General features: G+C 75.7%; 10 protein-coding genes. 1 reads left to right on the forward strand and 9 read right to left on the reverse strand.

Features of this window, described 5'->3' with window-relative positions; genetic code table 11:
- Positions 1-330: a CU044_2847 family protein gene (locus P8A18_RS05395; protein WP_306052202.1), complete on the reverse strand. Its 330-nt coding sequence runs from the start codon at positions 328-330 to the stop codon at positions 1-3.
- Between the two features lie 273 nt (positions 331-603).
- Between P8A18_RS05395 and P8A18_RS05400 the strand changes: the two genes are divergently transcribed.
- Positions 604-1,596 carry a coiled-coil domain-containing protein gene (locus P8A18_RS05400; RefSeq protein ID WP_306052204.1) on the forward strand — a complete coding sequence of 331 codons (993 nt, stop codon included), beginning with the start codon at positions 604-606 and terminating at the stop codon, positions 1,594-1,596.
- A gap of 36 nt (positions 1,597-1,632) precedes the next feature.
- Here the strand turns inward: P8A18_RS05400 and P8A18_RS05405 are convergent, their stop codons facing one another.
- The 8 genes from P8A18_RS05405 to P8A18_RS05440 are packed head-to-tail and all read right to left on the reverse strand — an operon-like array spanning position 1,633 to position 14,852.
- Positions 1,633-4,218 (reverse strand): AAA family ATPase, encoded by a 2,586-nt coding sequence (locus tag P8A18_RS05405; protein WP_306052206.1) that lies wholly within the window; start codon positions 4,216-4,218, stop codon positions 1,633-1,635.
- Positions 4,215-5,621: a hypothetical protein gene (locus P8A18_RS05410; protein WP_306052208.1), complete on the reverse strand. Its 1,407-nt coding sequence runs from the start codon at positions 5,619-5,621 to the stop codon at positions 4,215-4,217. Before P8A18_RS05410 ends, P8A18_RS05405 begins: the two co-directional genes overlap by 4 nt.
- Entirely contained in the window at positions 5,611-6,276 is a 666-nt protein-coding gene (locus P8A18_RS05415) for a 4Fe-4S single cluster domain-containing protein (RefSeq protein ID WP_306052210.1), read from the reverse strand. The genes P8A18_RS05410 and P8A18_RS05415 overlap by 11 nt, the downstream gene beginning before the upstream one ends.
- The gene (locus P8A18_RS05420) at positions 6,273-7,838 is read right to left on the reverse strand and encodes a vWA domain-containing protein (protein WP_306052213.1); all 1,566 of its coding nucleotides are present in this window, start codon (positions 7,836-7,838) and stop codon (positions 6,273-6,275) included. Before P8A18_RS05420 ends, P8A18_RS05415 begins: the two co-directional genes overlap by 4 nt.
- The gene (locus P8A18_RS05425) at positions 7,835-9,172 is read right to left on the reverse strand and encodes a hypothetical protein (protein ID WP_306052215.1); all 1,338 of its coding nucleotides are present in this window, start codon (positions 9,170-9,172) and stop codon (positions 7,835-7,837) included. Before P8A18_RS05425 ends, P8A18_RS05420 begins: the two co-directional genes overlap by 4 nt.
- Complete coding sequence (locus tag P8A18_RS05430) at positions 9,169-11,811, reverse strand: hypothetical protein (RefSeq protein WP_306052217.1); 2,643 nt, start codon at positions 11,809-11,811, stop codon at positions 9,169-9,171. The genes P8A18_RS05425 and P8A18_RS05430 overlap by 4 nt, the downstream gene beginning before the upstream one ends.
- Complete coding sequence (locus tag P8A18_RS05435; RefSeq protein ID WP_306052219.1) at positions 11,808-12,989, reverse strand: hypothetical protein; 1,182 nt, start codon at positions 12,987-12,989, stop codon at positions 11,808-11,810. The genes P8A18_RS05430 and P8A18_RS05435 overlap by 4 nt, the downstream gene beginning before the upstream one ends.
- A gap of 27 nt (positions 12,990-13,016) precedes the next feature.
- Positions 13,017-14,852 (reverse strand): hypothetical protein, encoded by a 1,836-nt coding sequence (locus tag P8A18_RS05440; RefSeq protein WP_306052220.1) that lies wholly within the window; start codon positions 14,850-14,852, stop codon positions 13,017-13,019.
- Positions 14,853-15,044: the final 192 nt, after the last annotated feature.

Below are 15,044 nucleotides of genomic sequence, written 5' to 3' on the forward strand. Positions count from 1 at the left end.
TCAGTCCGCCGTCTCCGGGGCGGGCCGGCCCCAGTGGACCTTGACCGTGAAGTGGCCCTCCATCGCGGTCTTGGCGATCACCACACCGGATTCGGCGTTGAACTTCATGCCGAACTCGATCTCGAAGCCGTCGGGGCCCAGGGCCCGCACCGAGTCCATGACCGCGCGCAGGGCGGGCCGGGTCTGGGCGAGGGCGTCCTCCAGCCGGCGGCGGGCCCGCACGACGTCGCCGGAGTCCCGCGAGATGCGTTCGAGCCCTGGTGCGTCGTCGGGCACCTCGACCTGGAGCGAGGCGCCGTCCGGCCCCTCGAAGGACACGACTTCCGGCATGAAGTCCCCCTTTACCCGCGGTGGTTGTGTGACGGCCGGGACGTTCCGGCGATTCGATCGTATCGGCCGGAGCGGCCCTGCGGCGGGGCTTCGGGTGATGTGATGATGGTGCGGCTGTACGCCGAGGAGACGGCTGGGCCGAGGGCCTGTCGTCACATCGGCGTCGTTGCCCGTAGGGCGGCCGTGCGGCGAGAGCGCGTGCACGGCGTCGCACGGCAGACGGGAATGTGACGGCAGGGCCGAGTGGATGACCCCGGGGGACGGAGAGGCGTCGTGAACGAGGCAGCGGACGAGATCGCCGCCGCTCTGTCGGGTCCGGGGGCGGAGGGGCCGGAGGCGGAGACCGCGCTGCGGGTGCTCTCGCTGGCCTTCCGGTGGGCCGCGGCGGCGCTCGGCCGGGTCGACGGGGGCGGGAGCGGCGCGGACGCGCTCGCCGCGCTGTTCGCGTTCGAGGACGCCTTGGAGGAGTCCGCGGCGCTGGCCGGCGCGCTGCCCGCCCTGCTGGCCGCGGCGATGCCCGGGGACGCGTTCGGCGGCGGCACCGAGACGCTGATGCGCCGGCTCGCCGAGGTGCGGGCGGAGGTCCGCGAGGCGCGGGAGCGGGCCGACCTGGCGCACGCCGCGCTGGAGAAGCTGACGGCCGCCGAGGAGACGCTGCGCGGCCGGCTCGCCGAGCACCGGGCGCTGCGCCGCCAGGTGGACGAGCTGCGCCGGCTGGAGCGGCTGGTGCTCGCCCTGGACGCCCTCCAGGAACAGCAGGAGGTCATCGCGGAGCGGCTGGCCGCGCTGCGCGGCCGGGACGCCGGGGTGGAGGGGACGCTGCGCACCAGCAGCGACGCGCTCGTACGGCTGACCGAGGACCAGCTCGCCGCGCTCGCCCCGCAGACCCGGGAGGTCCTGGAGCGGGCGGAGGCGGCGCAGCGGGCGCTGAGCGCCGAGGAGCGCGAGCACGGCGATGTGGCGGCCGAACTGGCGGAGCGGCAGGCCCGTCTCGAGCGCATCCGGGACGCACAGGGCGACCGGGTCGCCTCGTTGCGCCGCTACGCGGCCGTGGACCGCGATCTGGCCGGTGCGTTGGCGACGCCCGGTGGCGCGCCGGCCGGGGTGGTCGCGCCGGAGCACCGCGTCACGCTGGCGGAGGTGGAGGCGGTGGCCGGGGACATCGAGCGGCGGCTCGGCGAGGCCGACGCGGCCCTGCGGCGGGTGCTGACCGAGCGCGCCGGCCGGGACGGGGACGGCAAGTCCGTGGTCCGGCGGACCGACTGAGGCCGGGCGCCCCGCGGCGGCGCGCCCGGCCCGGGGTCAGTGGGATGGCGGCCCGGGTACGTCGTCGGGCAGGAACCGGGTGAACTCCGTGCTCCCCGTCTCCGCGCTCCCCGGGTCGTAGCGGTCGGCCAGCCGGGCTTCCATGAGCTCCAGCAGTTTGCGTACCGTGCGGGCGTTGCCGAACCCCGCCGGGTCGGCGCGCTTGACCGCGCGGAGCCAGGCGGCGGCGTGCCGGTCCACCTCGGGGTCCAGGGTGTAGCCCTCCTTGGCGGCCATCCGGCGCAGGATCTCCACCAGGTCGTCGGTCCCGTAGTGCGGGAAGGGGACGTACTCGGTGAAGCGGGAGGGGAGGCCGGAGTTGGCGGCCAGGAGAGAGTCCATGTCGCGGGGGTAGCCGGCGACGATCACGGCGAGCCGGCCGCGCCACTGTTCCATCTCCAGGACCAGGGTGTCGATCGCCTCCTTGCCGTAGCCGCCGTGGCGCGCGTCGCTGACCAGGCTGTACGCCTCGTCGATGAACAGCACGCCGTCCAGGGCGTCCTGCACCGCCTTGCGGACCAGCGGGGCGGTCTGCCCCAGGTAGCCGCCGATCAGGGTGGCGCGGCTCGCCGGGACGACGTGCCCCTTGCGCAGCAGGCCCAGGTCGCGGAAGAGCTTGCCGACGAGCTGGGCCACGGTCGTCTTGCCGGTGCCGGGCGGCCCGGTGAACACCATGTGCGGGGGCACGAGGTCGCCGGTGCCGTGGGCCTGGCGCAGCCGCTGCCGCTTGGCCAGGCTCTCCAGCACCTTGCGTACGGGGCCGAGGCCGACGTAGGCGTCCAGTTCGGCCAGCAGCGCCGAGGGGTCGGGGGCCGGTTGCGCCCGGTAGGCGCGGTAGTCCTCCGGCACGTCCTCGGGGAGGACCGGCTCGTCCACCCGGCGGCGCACCCGCTGGGACCACTGGGAGAAGACGGCGTCGGCGAGGGTGCGCATGTCGCGGGCGTTGCCGAAGGAGGCGTCCCGGGTGCGGTGCATCCCCGTGACGATCTCCAGGAGCTGGTCCCCGGTCTCGGCCGAGGGGAGGGCGCCGCGCTCGCGGAGCCGGCCGAGCGCGATGGCGTGCAGGGTCTGTGGCGGGTAGTCGGGGAAGCGCAGGACGTTGGCCGCCGCGAACCGGCTCTGGAGGCCGAGGTCGGACTCCAGGAACTCCTTCATCTTGTCCGGGTATCCGGCGACGATCACGACGAGGCGGCCGCGGTCGTTCTCCATGCGGGCGAGCAGCGTCTGGATGGCCTCGTCGCCGAATCCGTCGCTCTGGTCGCTCAGTCCGGGCGCCTCGTCGATGAACAGCACGCCGTCCAGGGCCCGGTCGATCGTCGCGTCGGTCAGCGCGGCCGTCTGCCCGACGTAGCCGGCCACCAGGTCCCGCATCTTCGGCTCGATCACATGGCCCCGGCTCAGCAGTCCGAGGTCGCGGTAGATCTCCCCGACGAGCCGGGCCACGGTGGTCTTCCCGGTGCCGGGGTTGCCGGTGAACACCAGGTGCAGGGAGGGCGGTTCGAGGACGGCGGACCGGCCTTCGGCGCGCAGGGCCTCCACCGTCTCGACCTCGGCGCGCAGTTGCTCGAAGCGCTCGCGCACCACGTCGAGCCCCGGCATGGCCGCCAGCCGCTCCCAGGGGTCCCGGGGGTCGGCCGCGGTGGCGGCGCCGGGGAAGGCCTCACGTACCGCCGCCGGGCCGAGGACGGCGCCCGGGGTGTCGCTCAGGCTCTCCAGCCAGGCCTGCCAGGCGCGGGCCTTGAGGGGGTGGCTGCCCATCGCCCTGACGACGGAGTCCAGCTCGCGCCAGTCCTGGACGCGCAGCCCGGTGCGCAGCCGCACGGTGTGGATCAGCCGCTCCACCTCGGCGGCCGGCGGGTAGTCGATCCGGGCGGTTCCCGGCCGGCCGGGCTCCCGGGCCTGCTGGCGTACCAGGGTCTCCAGGTCGGGGTAGTCGTGGCAGGACTCCACGAACTGCGCCACCTCGTTGAGGTCGGCCTTGCGGAAGACCATCACCCACAGGTTGCCGTTGCCGTGGTCGTGGATCCACTGGTCCATGGCGCCGGCCAGTTCGCGCTGGGCGCGGTGGTGGCGCAGGGTGGCCTCGGCGTGGGCGAAGACGACGGCGGTACGGTGCTCGCGCTGTCTCAGGTAGCCCTTGAGGCTCATCACGGCGAACGGGTCGCTGACGCCGGGGGCGGGCGGCGGCAGCGGTTCGGACTCGTGCCGGGCGGGGGCGGGGGCGGTCGCGCCGGTCACCCGGAGGTCGCCCATCGGCCCCCGCATGCCGGGGGTGCGCATCGTGGGCAGCCCGGTGCGGCCGGCCGGGCGGACTCCGGGCGGGGTGCGCCGGGACAGGTCGCGCGACGCGGTGTCCCGGAAGTACACCGGGTGGTCGCTGGAGCTGAAGACGATCCGCTCGTACCCCTCGGCGCGCAGCAGCCGCCAGACCGCCTCCTCCAGGTGGCACACCTGGTAGGCGGTGTCGACGAAGAGGTCGCTCGCGCCGGGCCCGTAGAGGATGGTGAAGGGCTCGCCGCTGCGCAGCGCCGCCCCGTCCAGGCGTTCCACGACGGGTCCGGGCTGTTTCGTCGTCCGCGTCATGCGCCGCTCCCCCGGCCCCCCGCCTGGTCCTGCCGGCGTCCGGCCCGCTGCTGTCCGCGCCTGCGGTGGGCCTCGATGTCGAGGAAGCGCGGGTCGGGGGCGCCCGGCTCGGACTCCGGGGCCGCGGGTACCGCCCGGCCGTCGTCCGCGAGGGCCAGGCGGACGGCCTCGGCCCGGTTGCGCAGCTCTTCCTCGGCGGTGACGTCGTAGTCGTAGGACAGGACCCGGACGACCTGCTCGCCGGAGTCGGGGGCGGCCTGCGAGATGTCGAGCACGAGTTCGTTGCCGTTCTCGTGGCGCAGCTTCGCGTAGTACGTGCCTCGCGGGTCGGCGTCCTGGTATTCGCCGTCGACGAAGTCGTAGAAGGCGATCCGGCTGAGGGTCTGGGCGACGGTGTCCGCCAGGTTCACCCGGAGCTGCGAGGCCAGGTGACGCATCGTCGCCTGCTCCACGGTCTCGCCGAGCTCCTCCTCCAGCCTGGGCGCCTCCCGGTCCCGCAGCAGGAGCAGCTCGTCGGTGCCCGTGCCGTCGTCCCGGGCGCGGGCCAGGATGTCGGCGGCCTCCGTCCGCAGCCGGTCCCACTCGCCCTCCGACCAGTAGTCGACGTCCACCACATAGCCGGGCAGGACCGTCCCGTCGGGGCCGTCGACGGGCTGCTCCCGGCCGTCCTCGATCTCGCCGGCCACGGTGGCCAGGGCGTCGATGGCCGCCATCTGGGCCGTGCAGCGCTCCAGTTCGCGCTGCTCGGTGTCGGCCCGCAGCTCGCTCAGCGAGTGGTACGTCTCCTGGGCCACGGCGAGCGCGGCGTCGAACCTGCCCTCGGCCGCGTTCTGTTCGGCGGTCGTCAGCCGGCCGGTCAGCCGGTCCAGCTCCCCCGGCGCGTAGCGCTCGTGGAGTCCGGCGTCGGCGATCTCGGAGGCGACGGACCGGGCGTCGGCCAGCCAGGGTTTCACCGCGCGGCCTGCCTGGGCCCGGTCCTGGCTGAGCACGCCGATCTCGGCGGAGAGCCGGGCGGTCTCGGCCCGTCGTTCGGCGCGTTCGTCGGCGATGGCCTGCCGGACCCGCTGCTGCTGCTCGGCCAGCCGCTGCCGGGTCTCCTCGCGGATCTGCCCGGCGGACGCGGCGAGCGCCCCGCGCACCTCGGTGGTCTGTTCCCGGAGCCGGCGCGCGGTGTCGGCCTCCAGCTGCCGGGTCTGCTCGCTGAGGCCCTGGACGACTTCCTCGTGGCGCTGCTGGCGCTCCTCGACGCGTGAGAAGACCCGGTCCAGGTCCTCGCCGGTCTGCCGGCGCACCTCGTCGATCAGCTTGGGGATCTTGCGCTGTACGTTCTTGAGCTGCTGGGCCTTGCGCTGGATGCGGTACCACTCCGCCTCGTCGACCTGGATGCGCTTCCTACCGCTCATCGTGTTCCTGTCCTCTCACACGTGTGGGGGTGGTGGTGCGGGTGCGGACCGCGTCGACCGCCCGGTCGAACGCGTCGAGCAGGCCGCGCGGCGGGACCCCGATGAGGAGGGCCTCCGGGCCATTGACGGCGATCTCGGCGGACCGGGCGCGGTGGGCGAAGTCGTAGCCGCCGCCGGCCAGGCGGCCGGTGAGGTGGTGGATACGCTGGTTGGAGCTGCCGCGCAGGCCGTGTCCGTCGTCCAGCGCGGCCACGTACACGCCGTCGATGAGGACGTCGACCGCGGCCAGGAGCGCGGCGACGCCGGGGCCGGGCGGCCGGGTGCGGAGCCGTTCGAGCCGGTGACCGGTGAAGCAGATCACCGACACGTCCCGTATCTCCCGGGCCTTACGGGCCACTTCGGCGAGGCCGGCCGCCTGGGCCATCGGCTCGCCCCCGGAGAAGGTCAGCCCGGTCACCCGTGGGTCCGCCAGCAGCTCCCTGGCCAGGTCGCCCGGTTCGGCCTGCCGGGCGGGCCGGAAGGGAATCCAGTCGGGTGCCATGCATCCGGCGCAGCTGAACGGGCAGCCCTGCACCCAGAGCGCGGACCGCACGCCGGGGCCGAGGGCCTCGGTGCCGACGCGGGTGGCCGCCACGTTCAGCGCGGTGCCGGTCATCCGGGCCCCCCTTCGGCCGGGACGCGGCCGTGCTCGCCGAGATAGGTGAAGGACACGCCGCCGACGACGACTTCGCCACCCGGGCCGCAGACGGCGTTGGTGGTGCGGGCCGCGGAGCCGTCCGGGGTGAACCGGATGTGCAGGTCGACGCGGGGGCCCTCGCCCGTGGATCTGCGCCGGCCGTGCAGTGTGCCGTGGCCGCCGGTCGAGACGGGGCGCAGGGCCATGCGGCGGCCCTGGATCACGATGCGTTCGGGCAGCGGTCCGCCGAAGGGGGTGGAGAGCAGGAGGACGCCCCGCAGCGGTGGCCGGCTGACCCGCCGCCAGGCCAGCCACCCGGCCCCGGCGATCAGCACCAGGGCCACCGCGAGGGCGGGCAGGAAGGCGGTGGAGCCCACGGTGGCCCGCAGCGGCAGCTCCGCCTTCGCGACGCGCACCGCCTGCGGGGTCCTCAGCCGGACGTCGGGGCCGAGCGGCTGCTGCCAGGCGGAGGTGACCTTGCCCGTCAGGCGGAGGGTGGCACGGGTGTGCTCGGTCCTGCGGTAGGGCAGCGCTCCGGCGTGCGGCCGGCCGCTGAGCTCGATCTCGTACGTCCGGGAGGCGCCGGGCTCCAGGGTGAGGTGGTCGGGCAGCCGGCGGACGGTCAGGTCCGGGTCGGTGACGGAGGCGTGCAGGCCGGTGACGGTCAGGGGCAGGCGGGCGGTGGTCGAGCGCAGGGTGAGCTTCGCGGTGGCGGAGCCGTCGCTGAGGTCGGTTTCGCCGTCGTTCTGCCAGGTGGCGGTGACGCCCTTGCCGATGTCCGGGGCGAGCAGCCGGGCCGCCTTGCGGGCCCGGGTGCGGTCGCCGGCCCGGGACAGGTAGGCGCCGAGGTCCTGGATGCCGTCGGGGCGGAGCACGGTGGTGTCCGGTACGACGTTCCCGAGGAGGCCGGCGCCCGTCGCGCCGCCGCCCAGGGGGATGGCGTATCCGGCGAGTTCGGTGCGGCCGGCGACGGACTCGGCGCGCTCGTTCAGTGCGTTCCAGGCGGGGCCCGATGCCTTGGGGTAGCGGGAGTGGGCGGCCGGGCGGTGCTCGCCGTCGGTGAGGAGCACGATCGAGGCCACCGGGGACGCGTCGTCACGGGCCACCTCCTTGAGGGCGGCGTCCAGCGCGGCGCCGATGTCGGTGTCGCCGTCCGGGGTGGGCGAGCCCGGCAGCGCCGCGATGATCTTCGAGGTGTCGCCGGCCGCGCCGACGTACCGGGCCTCGGTCCGGGAGTCGAACGTGAACAGCGCGACGTGGTCCTCGGGGGTGAGCCCGTCCAGGAAGGGGCGCAGCGTCGAGCGGACCGTGTTGTATCGGCCCTCCTGCGTCATGGAGCCGGAGGTGTCCACGAGGATCACGTAGTCCGCGGGTTCCTGGTCCAGGCGCAGCGCGCGGTATATCTCGGCGCGGGTCGGGTCCGGGGCGGCGGGGGCGGCATGGGCGGTCGTCGCCGGGGTGGCCGCGAGGAGGGCGGCGGCGAGCAGCGCGGCGCAGCGCGCGCCGTACCGGAGCGGCCGCGAGGGACCGGTGTGCTTCACGAGCCCACTTCCTTGGAGTCGGTGCCGAGGTCGGTCGGCAGGGTGCCCAGGGGATACGAGCCGGGCTGCCCGGAGCCCAGCGGGTGGAGTTCGAGGGCCGCCGTGCCGTCGACGGCGTAGCGGACGCCGATGTGGAAGCGGTCGTCCGGGCCGCCGCCGGGCAGCATCAGGGTGCGGACGGGTGTGCTGCCGCCGTCTTCCGGGTCGCCCACGCGCACCCGGACGGGGCGGCCGACGGCGGCTCCGTCCGGTCCGGTGCGGACGCCGACGCGCTGCCCGTCCGCCTCGGCGAAGACGGCGGGTCCGCCCGGCTCCAGCGTCCCGGCGGCGCTGACGAGCAGTTCGATGTCGGCCGGGCGGCCGGCCACGGTCCGGTGCGCGCCGACCCACACGGCGTACGGGTAGCGGTCGGCCGGGTCGACGCGCCCGGCGGCGACGAGGGCGGCGCCGAGGACCGCCGCGTGGGCGGGGTCGGTGCCGTCGGGCAGCGCGGCGAGCGGGCGTCCCGCGGCTTCCAGGTGTGCGCGCAGGGGGCCGAACCGGGCGACGCCGCCCACCAGGGCCAGGGGTGCGGCGGGGCCGGGGCCCAGTGCCTCGGCCAGTGCCCGGTCCAGCCCGTCGGTGAGCAGCGGCAGCGCGGAGCGGACGGCGCCCGCGGTGACGGGGCGGCCCGCCACGTGGTGGACGGCGGTGGCGGCGAAGCGGCCGGGGTCGCGGGCGGCCCGGTCGAGGACGAGGCCGATGCGGCGGCCGGCGCCGGGCTCGGCGCGGACGGCGGCCAGGGCGTGGTGGCCCGCCGCGTCGGCGGGCAGCCCGGACCGGGTCAGGAGGGCCGTGTCGTAGGCGGTGCCGTAGCCGTCGGCGGGGGCGTGGCGCGAGGTGCCGGCGACGGCGACCGCGCCGTGTGTCACCACGCACGCGGTGACGTCGGCGGCCGCCGCGCCGAGGTCGCAGACCGCGTACCGGCCGGGTCCGGCGGCTCCCGCGTGCCTCAGCAGGGCGAGCACCGCGTGCGGGGTGGCGAGTGTGTGCACCTCGGGGGCGCGGCCCGTGCCGGGCGGCGCGGAGAGGGCGTCGGCGGCGCGGCGCGCGTGTGCGGCCCGGTCCTGGTGCGGGACGACGACGAGCAGCCGGCCGGGGGCGTCGTGCTGCCGGCGGTAGGCGTCGTACGCGGCGCGCAGGGCGGCGCCCCGGTCGCCGGCCGCCGCCTCGGGCACGGGCAGGCCCTCGCCGGGCACCGAGCCGGGGAGCTCGACCGGTTCCGGATCGCCGTGCGGGCCGACGCGGGCGATCCGGGTGTAGCGCGATCCGGCGTCGATCGCCAGGGCCGTCACGGGCGCCCCCAGTTGATGAACTTGTCGCGCAGCCGCCGGGACGGCTGGTCGTCCGGGGGTGGCGGCGACTGCGGCGGGTAGCCGGAGCGGCCGTCGGGCGACTGGGGCGGCGGCGTGGCCGGGATGGGGGCCGGGGGCGCGCCGGGGGTGGCCGGCGGGGTCGGCGGGTGGTGCGGCCGGTGGCCGTACTGTCCCGGGGGCGGGGTGGTGGTGTATCCGGCGGGTGCGCTCAGGGCTCCGATGATCCGGCGGTGGCGCATCTCCTCCTGGGTGCTGAAGCCGATCAGCCGGGCGCGCAGCTCGCGGAATCTGGAGTCGCGGCCCAGTGCCTGGTACACCCCGTATCCGAAGCCGGGCTGCTGTCCGTCGAGTTCCGTGGTGAGGCGGAAGGCGAATTCGGCACCGCACTCGCGCAGCAGGGCGGCGACCTCGTCGAGCAGGCGGCCGGTGACCGAGCGGTGCGGGGAGCCGCTGATGATGATGCGGGCCAGCTCGTCCAGCGGGGCCGCGGCGTTGATGGCCAGCCGGAGCCGGCGCACCGGCCGCAGCCAGCCGAGGCCGGAGCGCTCCATGCGTTCGACCAGCTCCTCGGGGAGGTCGAGGCCGAGCCAGTGGGCGTAGTCCGCCGCCATGAGCCGCCGGGCCAGCTCCTCGCCCACGGTGATCTCGATGCTGGGCCGCTGCCGCATCCACCGGGTGAGGACGGGCCAGCCGTGCACGGGGTCCGGCCGCTCCCCGAGGAGGGCGGCGACGGCCTTGTCCCGCAGGTCCGGGTCGCCCTCGGTGCGGGTGACGAGCACGGCGGCGTACCGGTCGAGTGCGGTGGCGTCGGCGGCGAGGTGCCGCAGCCGGGGCAGCGCGGGGGCGGGGCGGTAGTCGGGGCCCGCCGCCCGGGAGAGCAGCCACAGCAGGTCGGCGTCGGCGGCCGTCGCGGGCGGGACACCGGGTGAGTCCGCGGGTGCCAGGGCCTCCAGGAGCGGGAGCAGTTCGGCCCGTTTGCTGCCGTGCAGGGTCTGCCGCAGCACCGGCCACATGGGGCCGATCGCCTCGGGCCGCCGGTGGTGCCGCGCGGTCTCCAGGGCGATGCGCCAGCCGTCCTCGTGGCTGCCGGTGAACTCGGCGGCGTCTGCGGGACCGACCTCGGCGGGTGCGCAGTGGCCGGTGAGCGCCCCGGCGAAGCGGAGCCAGCCGGGGACCGGGCCCCCCTCGGCCGTGGAGGCGAACGCCAGCAGGCGTTCCAGTGGGCGCAGTTCGCGGGTGTTGTCGGCGAACAGGCCACGCACCCAGGCGAGTCCGGCCTTGGGTGTGCGTGCCAGGACCCGGTCGACCGATTCGGTGGAGTAGCCGTACTTCTGCTCCACCATGAAGGCGAGCTGCCCGACCCAGACGGGTTCGTAGCCGGGGGTGGTCGCCAGCGCGGCGAACAGCCGGCCGAAGGCGCCGGCGCGCGCGGGCCCCTCCAGCTGCTGCATCAGGCTGAGATATCCCCTGGCCAGCCCGAACGTGTCCAGGGACGCCGGCTGTGCCACCACGTCGGCGGCCAGCAGTTCGGGGACGTCCCGGGTCCAGTGGTGTGCGAGGACCGCCGCGGCGGCGGCGCCGTCCGGGCGCAGGGCGGCGCGGCCCAGGAACCGTACGACTTCCCGCTGCCGCTGCGCGTCCAGCGTCTCCACGGCGTGCAGGTCGAGCAGCCGCCGTACGTCGTCCAGCCGGCCCCGGCCCTGGCGTACGTCGTCCAGGACGGAGTCGAGGAGGTCCATCTCGCGCAGGACGCGTACCGCGTCGGCGCCCTCGCGCAGCGGGACGGGGGCGGTGGCCGCGAGGAGGTGGGCGACGACGTCGGTGGTCGAGTCGTACTTGGCTCTGACCCGGGTGAGTTCGGCGAGATAGGTGCGGGCGGTGTCACCGCTCGGGGCCGGCGGGCGGCCGGTGCGCAGCGGGGTCTCCAGCTGCCCGGTGCGCGCGGACGAGGCGAACACCAGCCGCAGGCCGTGCTCGGTCTTCCCGGCCCAGGTGGCGCCGCTCAGCCAGGTGCGGCAGCCGTACGGCAGCAGGGCGCAGACCGCGTCCAGGATGCGCACCCGCTCGTCGAGGTCCGGCAGGGTGCCGCCGCGCGGGGCGGTGATGACGAGGTGCCGGCCGTCCAGGAGGAGGGCGGCGATCCCGGCGGCCCAGTCGAAGCCCAGCCGGTCGACGGTCGCGGCCAGTTCGGCGGCCGGGGTCCGTTCGGCGCGCAGGGTGAGGTCGGCGCCGGGCATGGGGTCGGCCTGCGCGGCGGCCCGGCCGAGCGAGGTCCAGGTCACCCCGGCCAGGCTGGCGGGCTGCCATTCGGCGAGCAGCAGCCGCCATGTGTAACTGGGCCTGCTGGTGCCGTCCTTGGAGCCGTCCCAGGTGGTGTCGACCACCGCACAGACGGGCCGGTCCTCACCGTCCGCGGTGCTGAGGAAGACCCGCCAGGGCAGGCCGCCCGCCGGGTCGCGGCCGTCGGGGGTGCCGGTGGTGGCGCTCCACAGATAGCGCTGGGCGCGGTCCCCGGGCAGGCTGCCGTCCAGCACCTCGTACCCCATGCTGCGGCCGGGCTGTTTGCCGAGGACGGCCCACCGGGCGGGCAGCGGGACCGTGCCCGGGTTGTCGCTCACCGCTGCCACAGCTTGGATCCGCCGGACCGGATGCGCTTCTCCAGGTCGGTCAGCGGCTCCAGCACGTTGATGGGCACGGGCGAGGTGCAGATGCGGCGTTCGCCGTTGACGACCTCGACGTTGAGGTAGTTGCGGTAGTCGAAGATGTGCTGCGGGTTGAGCCGGAAGCCGATCGCGGAGGTGGCGTAGTACGAGATGCGCTGGGGGTGGAAGAAGGCCGCCAGGCAGTCGCGTACGAGGCGGGCGCTGGCGCCGCGTACGTCGTCGCACATCCACTGGAAGAAGCGGCCGGCCTGCTCGTCGGGCACGCGCGGCAGCCGGTTGCCCTCCATGCTCTGTGTGACGTAGCCCGCTTCCACGGCGGGGCGGAACACCTCGGGGTCGTCGAACTTGGTGATGCAGACCGAGACGTGGTGCGGCAGCCGGTTGCGGTGGAGCTTCCCGGCGTCCCGTACCCGGGCGTTGAGCTCGGTGAGCATGGAGTACAGGAAGTTGAGCCCTTCGGCGGCCCGCTGGCTGTCGAGCAGCGGGTCGTAGAGGTAGATCAGCCCCTGGGAGCGGGCCAGCTGGTCCAGGACCCTGGGGCGCAGGGCGTTGGCCTCGTCCCCCCGGTAGGCCTCGCCGGTCACGTCCTGGACCTCCAGGATGAAACCGGTCTGCTTGCTCTTCTTGAACGGCCCGGTCCCCTCCTCTGAGCCCTGGAAGGACCAGGACAGCGGCTGGAGGCCGACGGTGGCGTCCGGGAAGACGCGCTGGATCGCGAGCTGGGTCACGCCGTCGTTGAGGAATTCGATGGATTCCGGGTTCATCCCGCCGATGACCCAGTTGGAGCGGCTGTGGCGCTGCATCTGCATCGCGGCGATGGCCATCGAGGCGAGGTAGGTCGTCTTCCCGGAGCGGGGCGCGCCCCACAGCCCGATGCGGACGCGTTCATCGGCCGGGTTCTCCACCCCGGTCGGGGGGCTGGGGATGGGCAGGGGGTCGAGGTTGCCGTCGATGGCCGGGTACGGCGGCTGCTGGGGCCCGTACCCGGGGGCGGAGTCCGGCTGCGGCGGGATGTTGGCCCAGGGGGTGGTGGTGGCGTCGGGCTCGGAGGACGAGGGTCCGGGACCCGGCGGCGGGGGGCTGCCGACCGCGTCCTGCGGGGGCTCGTTGGGGTCGTAGTACGGATCGGTCATGGTCTCTCCTCGTAACCGAGCGGTGGGTCACAGCAGGGGCGTCGCGAGGGCCAGCCGGCAGGGCGGGCCGTCCCACTGCCAGGGAGGGGCGAGGGCCTCGGCCACGTCGTCCGCCGTGTCGGAGCCGGGGCGGAAGGAGCCGTCGGCCCGCAGGGCGTCCCACGTGGACGCGGTGTAGCGGTGTACGAGGCCCTGCGGGCCTTTGCCGGGGGCGGTGTGCGGGTCGGCGCGGGCCATGACGCGTACGCCGCGGGCGCGCAGGGCGTCCAGTTCGGTGCGCCAGTCGGCGCCGAGCGGGCAGACGGGCACCACCTCGTGCTGTTCGGGCAGGCCGGGCGGGCGGCGGCCGACGACGAGCACGATGCGTTCGGCGCGCGGGCCGGCGCCGCGGTCCGGGCGTGCCCGCAGGAGCCGGCCCGTCTCCTTGAGCGCGTCCTCCAGCGAGGACACGGTGTCCTGTTCGCGCCGGGCGGGCCGCCAGCCGGCCAGGGCGTCGAGAGCGGCGTGCGCGGGGCCGGCCGGGATGCGGTGCAGGAGCACGGGGCGCGGCCCGTAGCGGTTCTCGTGGGTCACGTGGTCGTAGTGGCCGACGAGGCCGACGCGCAGCCCGGGGCCGTGGCGGCGGGAGAGGGCGGCGACGAGGCCGCGGACGAACTCCAGCCGCTCGGCGGTCTCGGCGAGGTCGGCGCCGCTCATCTCGACGGTGAGGAGCACATCGAGTGCGGGCGGGTGGATGACGTGCCGGGGCAGGCCCCCGAGGAGCGCCGCGAGGTCGGGTAACGCGCCCGGGGCGCGGCCTTCGTCCGGGCCGGGGGCCGGTGGCGTCCCGCCGGAGCCGGCGCCCGCCCCGGTCACCTCGCCGGGGCCGTGCAGGACGAACGCGAGCCGGGCCGGGGCGAAGGCGGCGAGCGCGGTCTGCCGTGCGGACAGGGTCACCGCTCCGGTGCCGTCGGCGGCCGGTGCTCCGGCGAGCACGGGCAGGAGAACCGGGGCGCGGGTGGCGAGGCCGCCGTACACGGTGATCTCGACGGTCGCGGTCTCGCCGCGCCGGAGGCGGGACCCGGCGGGGAAGAGAACCTGGGTGTGGGCGTGCACCTCACCCGTGCGGCGGTCCACCCGGGCGAGCAGCAGGGAGTGGTCGACCATCAGCGGCGCCGTCCGCAGCGCCGCGCGCACCGCTTCGGCGGTGTCCGTGCCCCGTGTCCCGGCGGGCTCCGGCGGTCCGGGGCCGATCTCGGCGGCCGGCGGGCGGGCGGCCCGCAGCAGGGCGGCGGCCCGCTCCAGCAGGACCCAGCCGGCGCGGCGGTCGAGCAGCACGAGGGTGCGGGCCCGGGAGAGCACGGGGTGCGTGCGGAGCCACCGGGTGACCGCCGCGTCGAACTCCGCCCGGTCCGGCGCCTCCTGGGTGCCGATGCCTCCGGCGAGCCGGAACCTGCGCAGGTCGTCGTCCTGGCCGAGCGGCGGGAGGAGCGTGTCCCAGTCGGTGCTGCCCGCGTCGGTCTGCCGGGGGATGCCGGACGCGTCGACGGCGGCCTTGACGACGTGCACCCGGTCGGGGGTGAATTCGGCGAACACCACGTCGGCGATGCGGCCCCCGACCAGGTCGTTGAGGATCTGCTGCCAGGCGGCGGGGTCGTGCGGGGGCAGCGGGCGGGTGGGCGGAGGCGGTGGGGCGGGGGCGCGGTCTCCGGGGCCCGCGGGTCCGGCCCGGAGCGGCGGGGCGGCCCGCCGTGCCCGTCCCGCTTCGCCCCCGGCGAGCGTCGCGGCCCGTAGGTCCCAGGTGTGCTGGGCGCCCCGCAGCGCGGTCCGGGCGGCTTCCAGGTCCTGGTCGGTCAGCGCCCCCAGGGTCGGATCGCCCCGCATCCGCCAGGAGCATCCGGGGCATCGCGGCCCGCCCGCGTCGGGTGTCGCGCACACCGGGCACACCGCGTCGTTTCCACTCGCCAATCCCCGACCCCCTCGCTGCTCGGTCCGGTCCGGAGCCGGCGGGGTTCACCCTCCGCGCACGGCCCCTGACCAACGGCGTCCGACTCCGGAGGCGTCATGGTGGCACAA

It is taken from the genome of Streptomyces sp. Mut1 (genome assembly GCF_030719295.1).
GTDB lineage: Bacteria > Actinomycetota > Actinomycetes > Streptomycetales > Streptomycetaceae > Streptomyces > Streptomyces castrisilvae.

What these genes read in the sequence shown, in the direction of transcription:
- P8A18_RS05405 (WP_306052206.1), bottom strand. Translation starts at nt 4,218, where the DNA reads ATGACGCGGACGACGAAACAGCCCGGACCCGTCGTGGAACGCCTGGAC.
- P8A18_RS05440 (WP_306052220.1), bottom strand. Translation starts at nt 14,852, where the DNA reads ATGCGGGGCGATCCGACCCTGGGGGCGCTGACCGACCAGGACCTGGAA.
- P8A18_RS05410 (WP_306052208.1), bottom strand. Translation starts at nt 5,621, where the DNA reads ATGAGCGGTAGGAAGCGCATCCAGGTCGACGAGGCGGAGTGGTACCGC.
- P8A18_RS05415 (WP_306052210.1), bottom strand. Translation starts at nt 6,276, where the DNA reads ATGACCGGCACCGCGCTGAACGTGGCGGCCACCCGCGTCGGCACCGAG.
- P8A18_RS05435 (WP_306052219.1), bottom strand. Translation starts at nt 12,989, where the DNA reads ATGACCGATCCGTACTACGACCCCAACGAGCCCCCGCAGGACGCGGTC.
- P8A18_RS05395 (WP_306052202.1), bottom strand. Translation starts at nt 330, where the DNA reads ATGCCGGAAGTCGTGTCCTTCGAGGGGCCGGACGGCGCCTCGCTCCAG.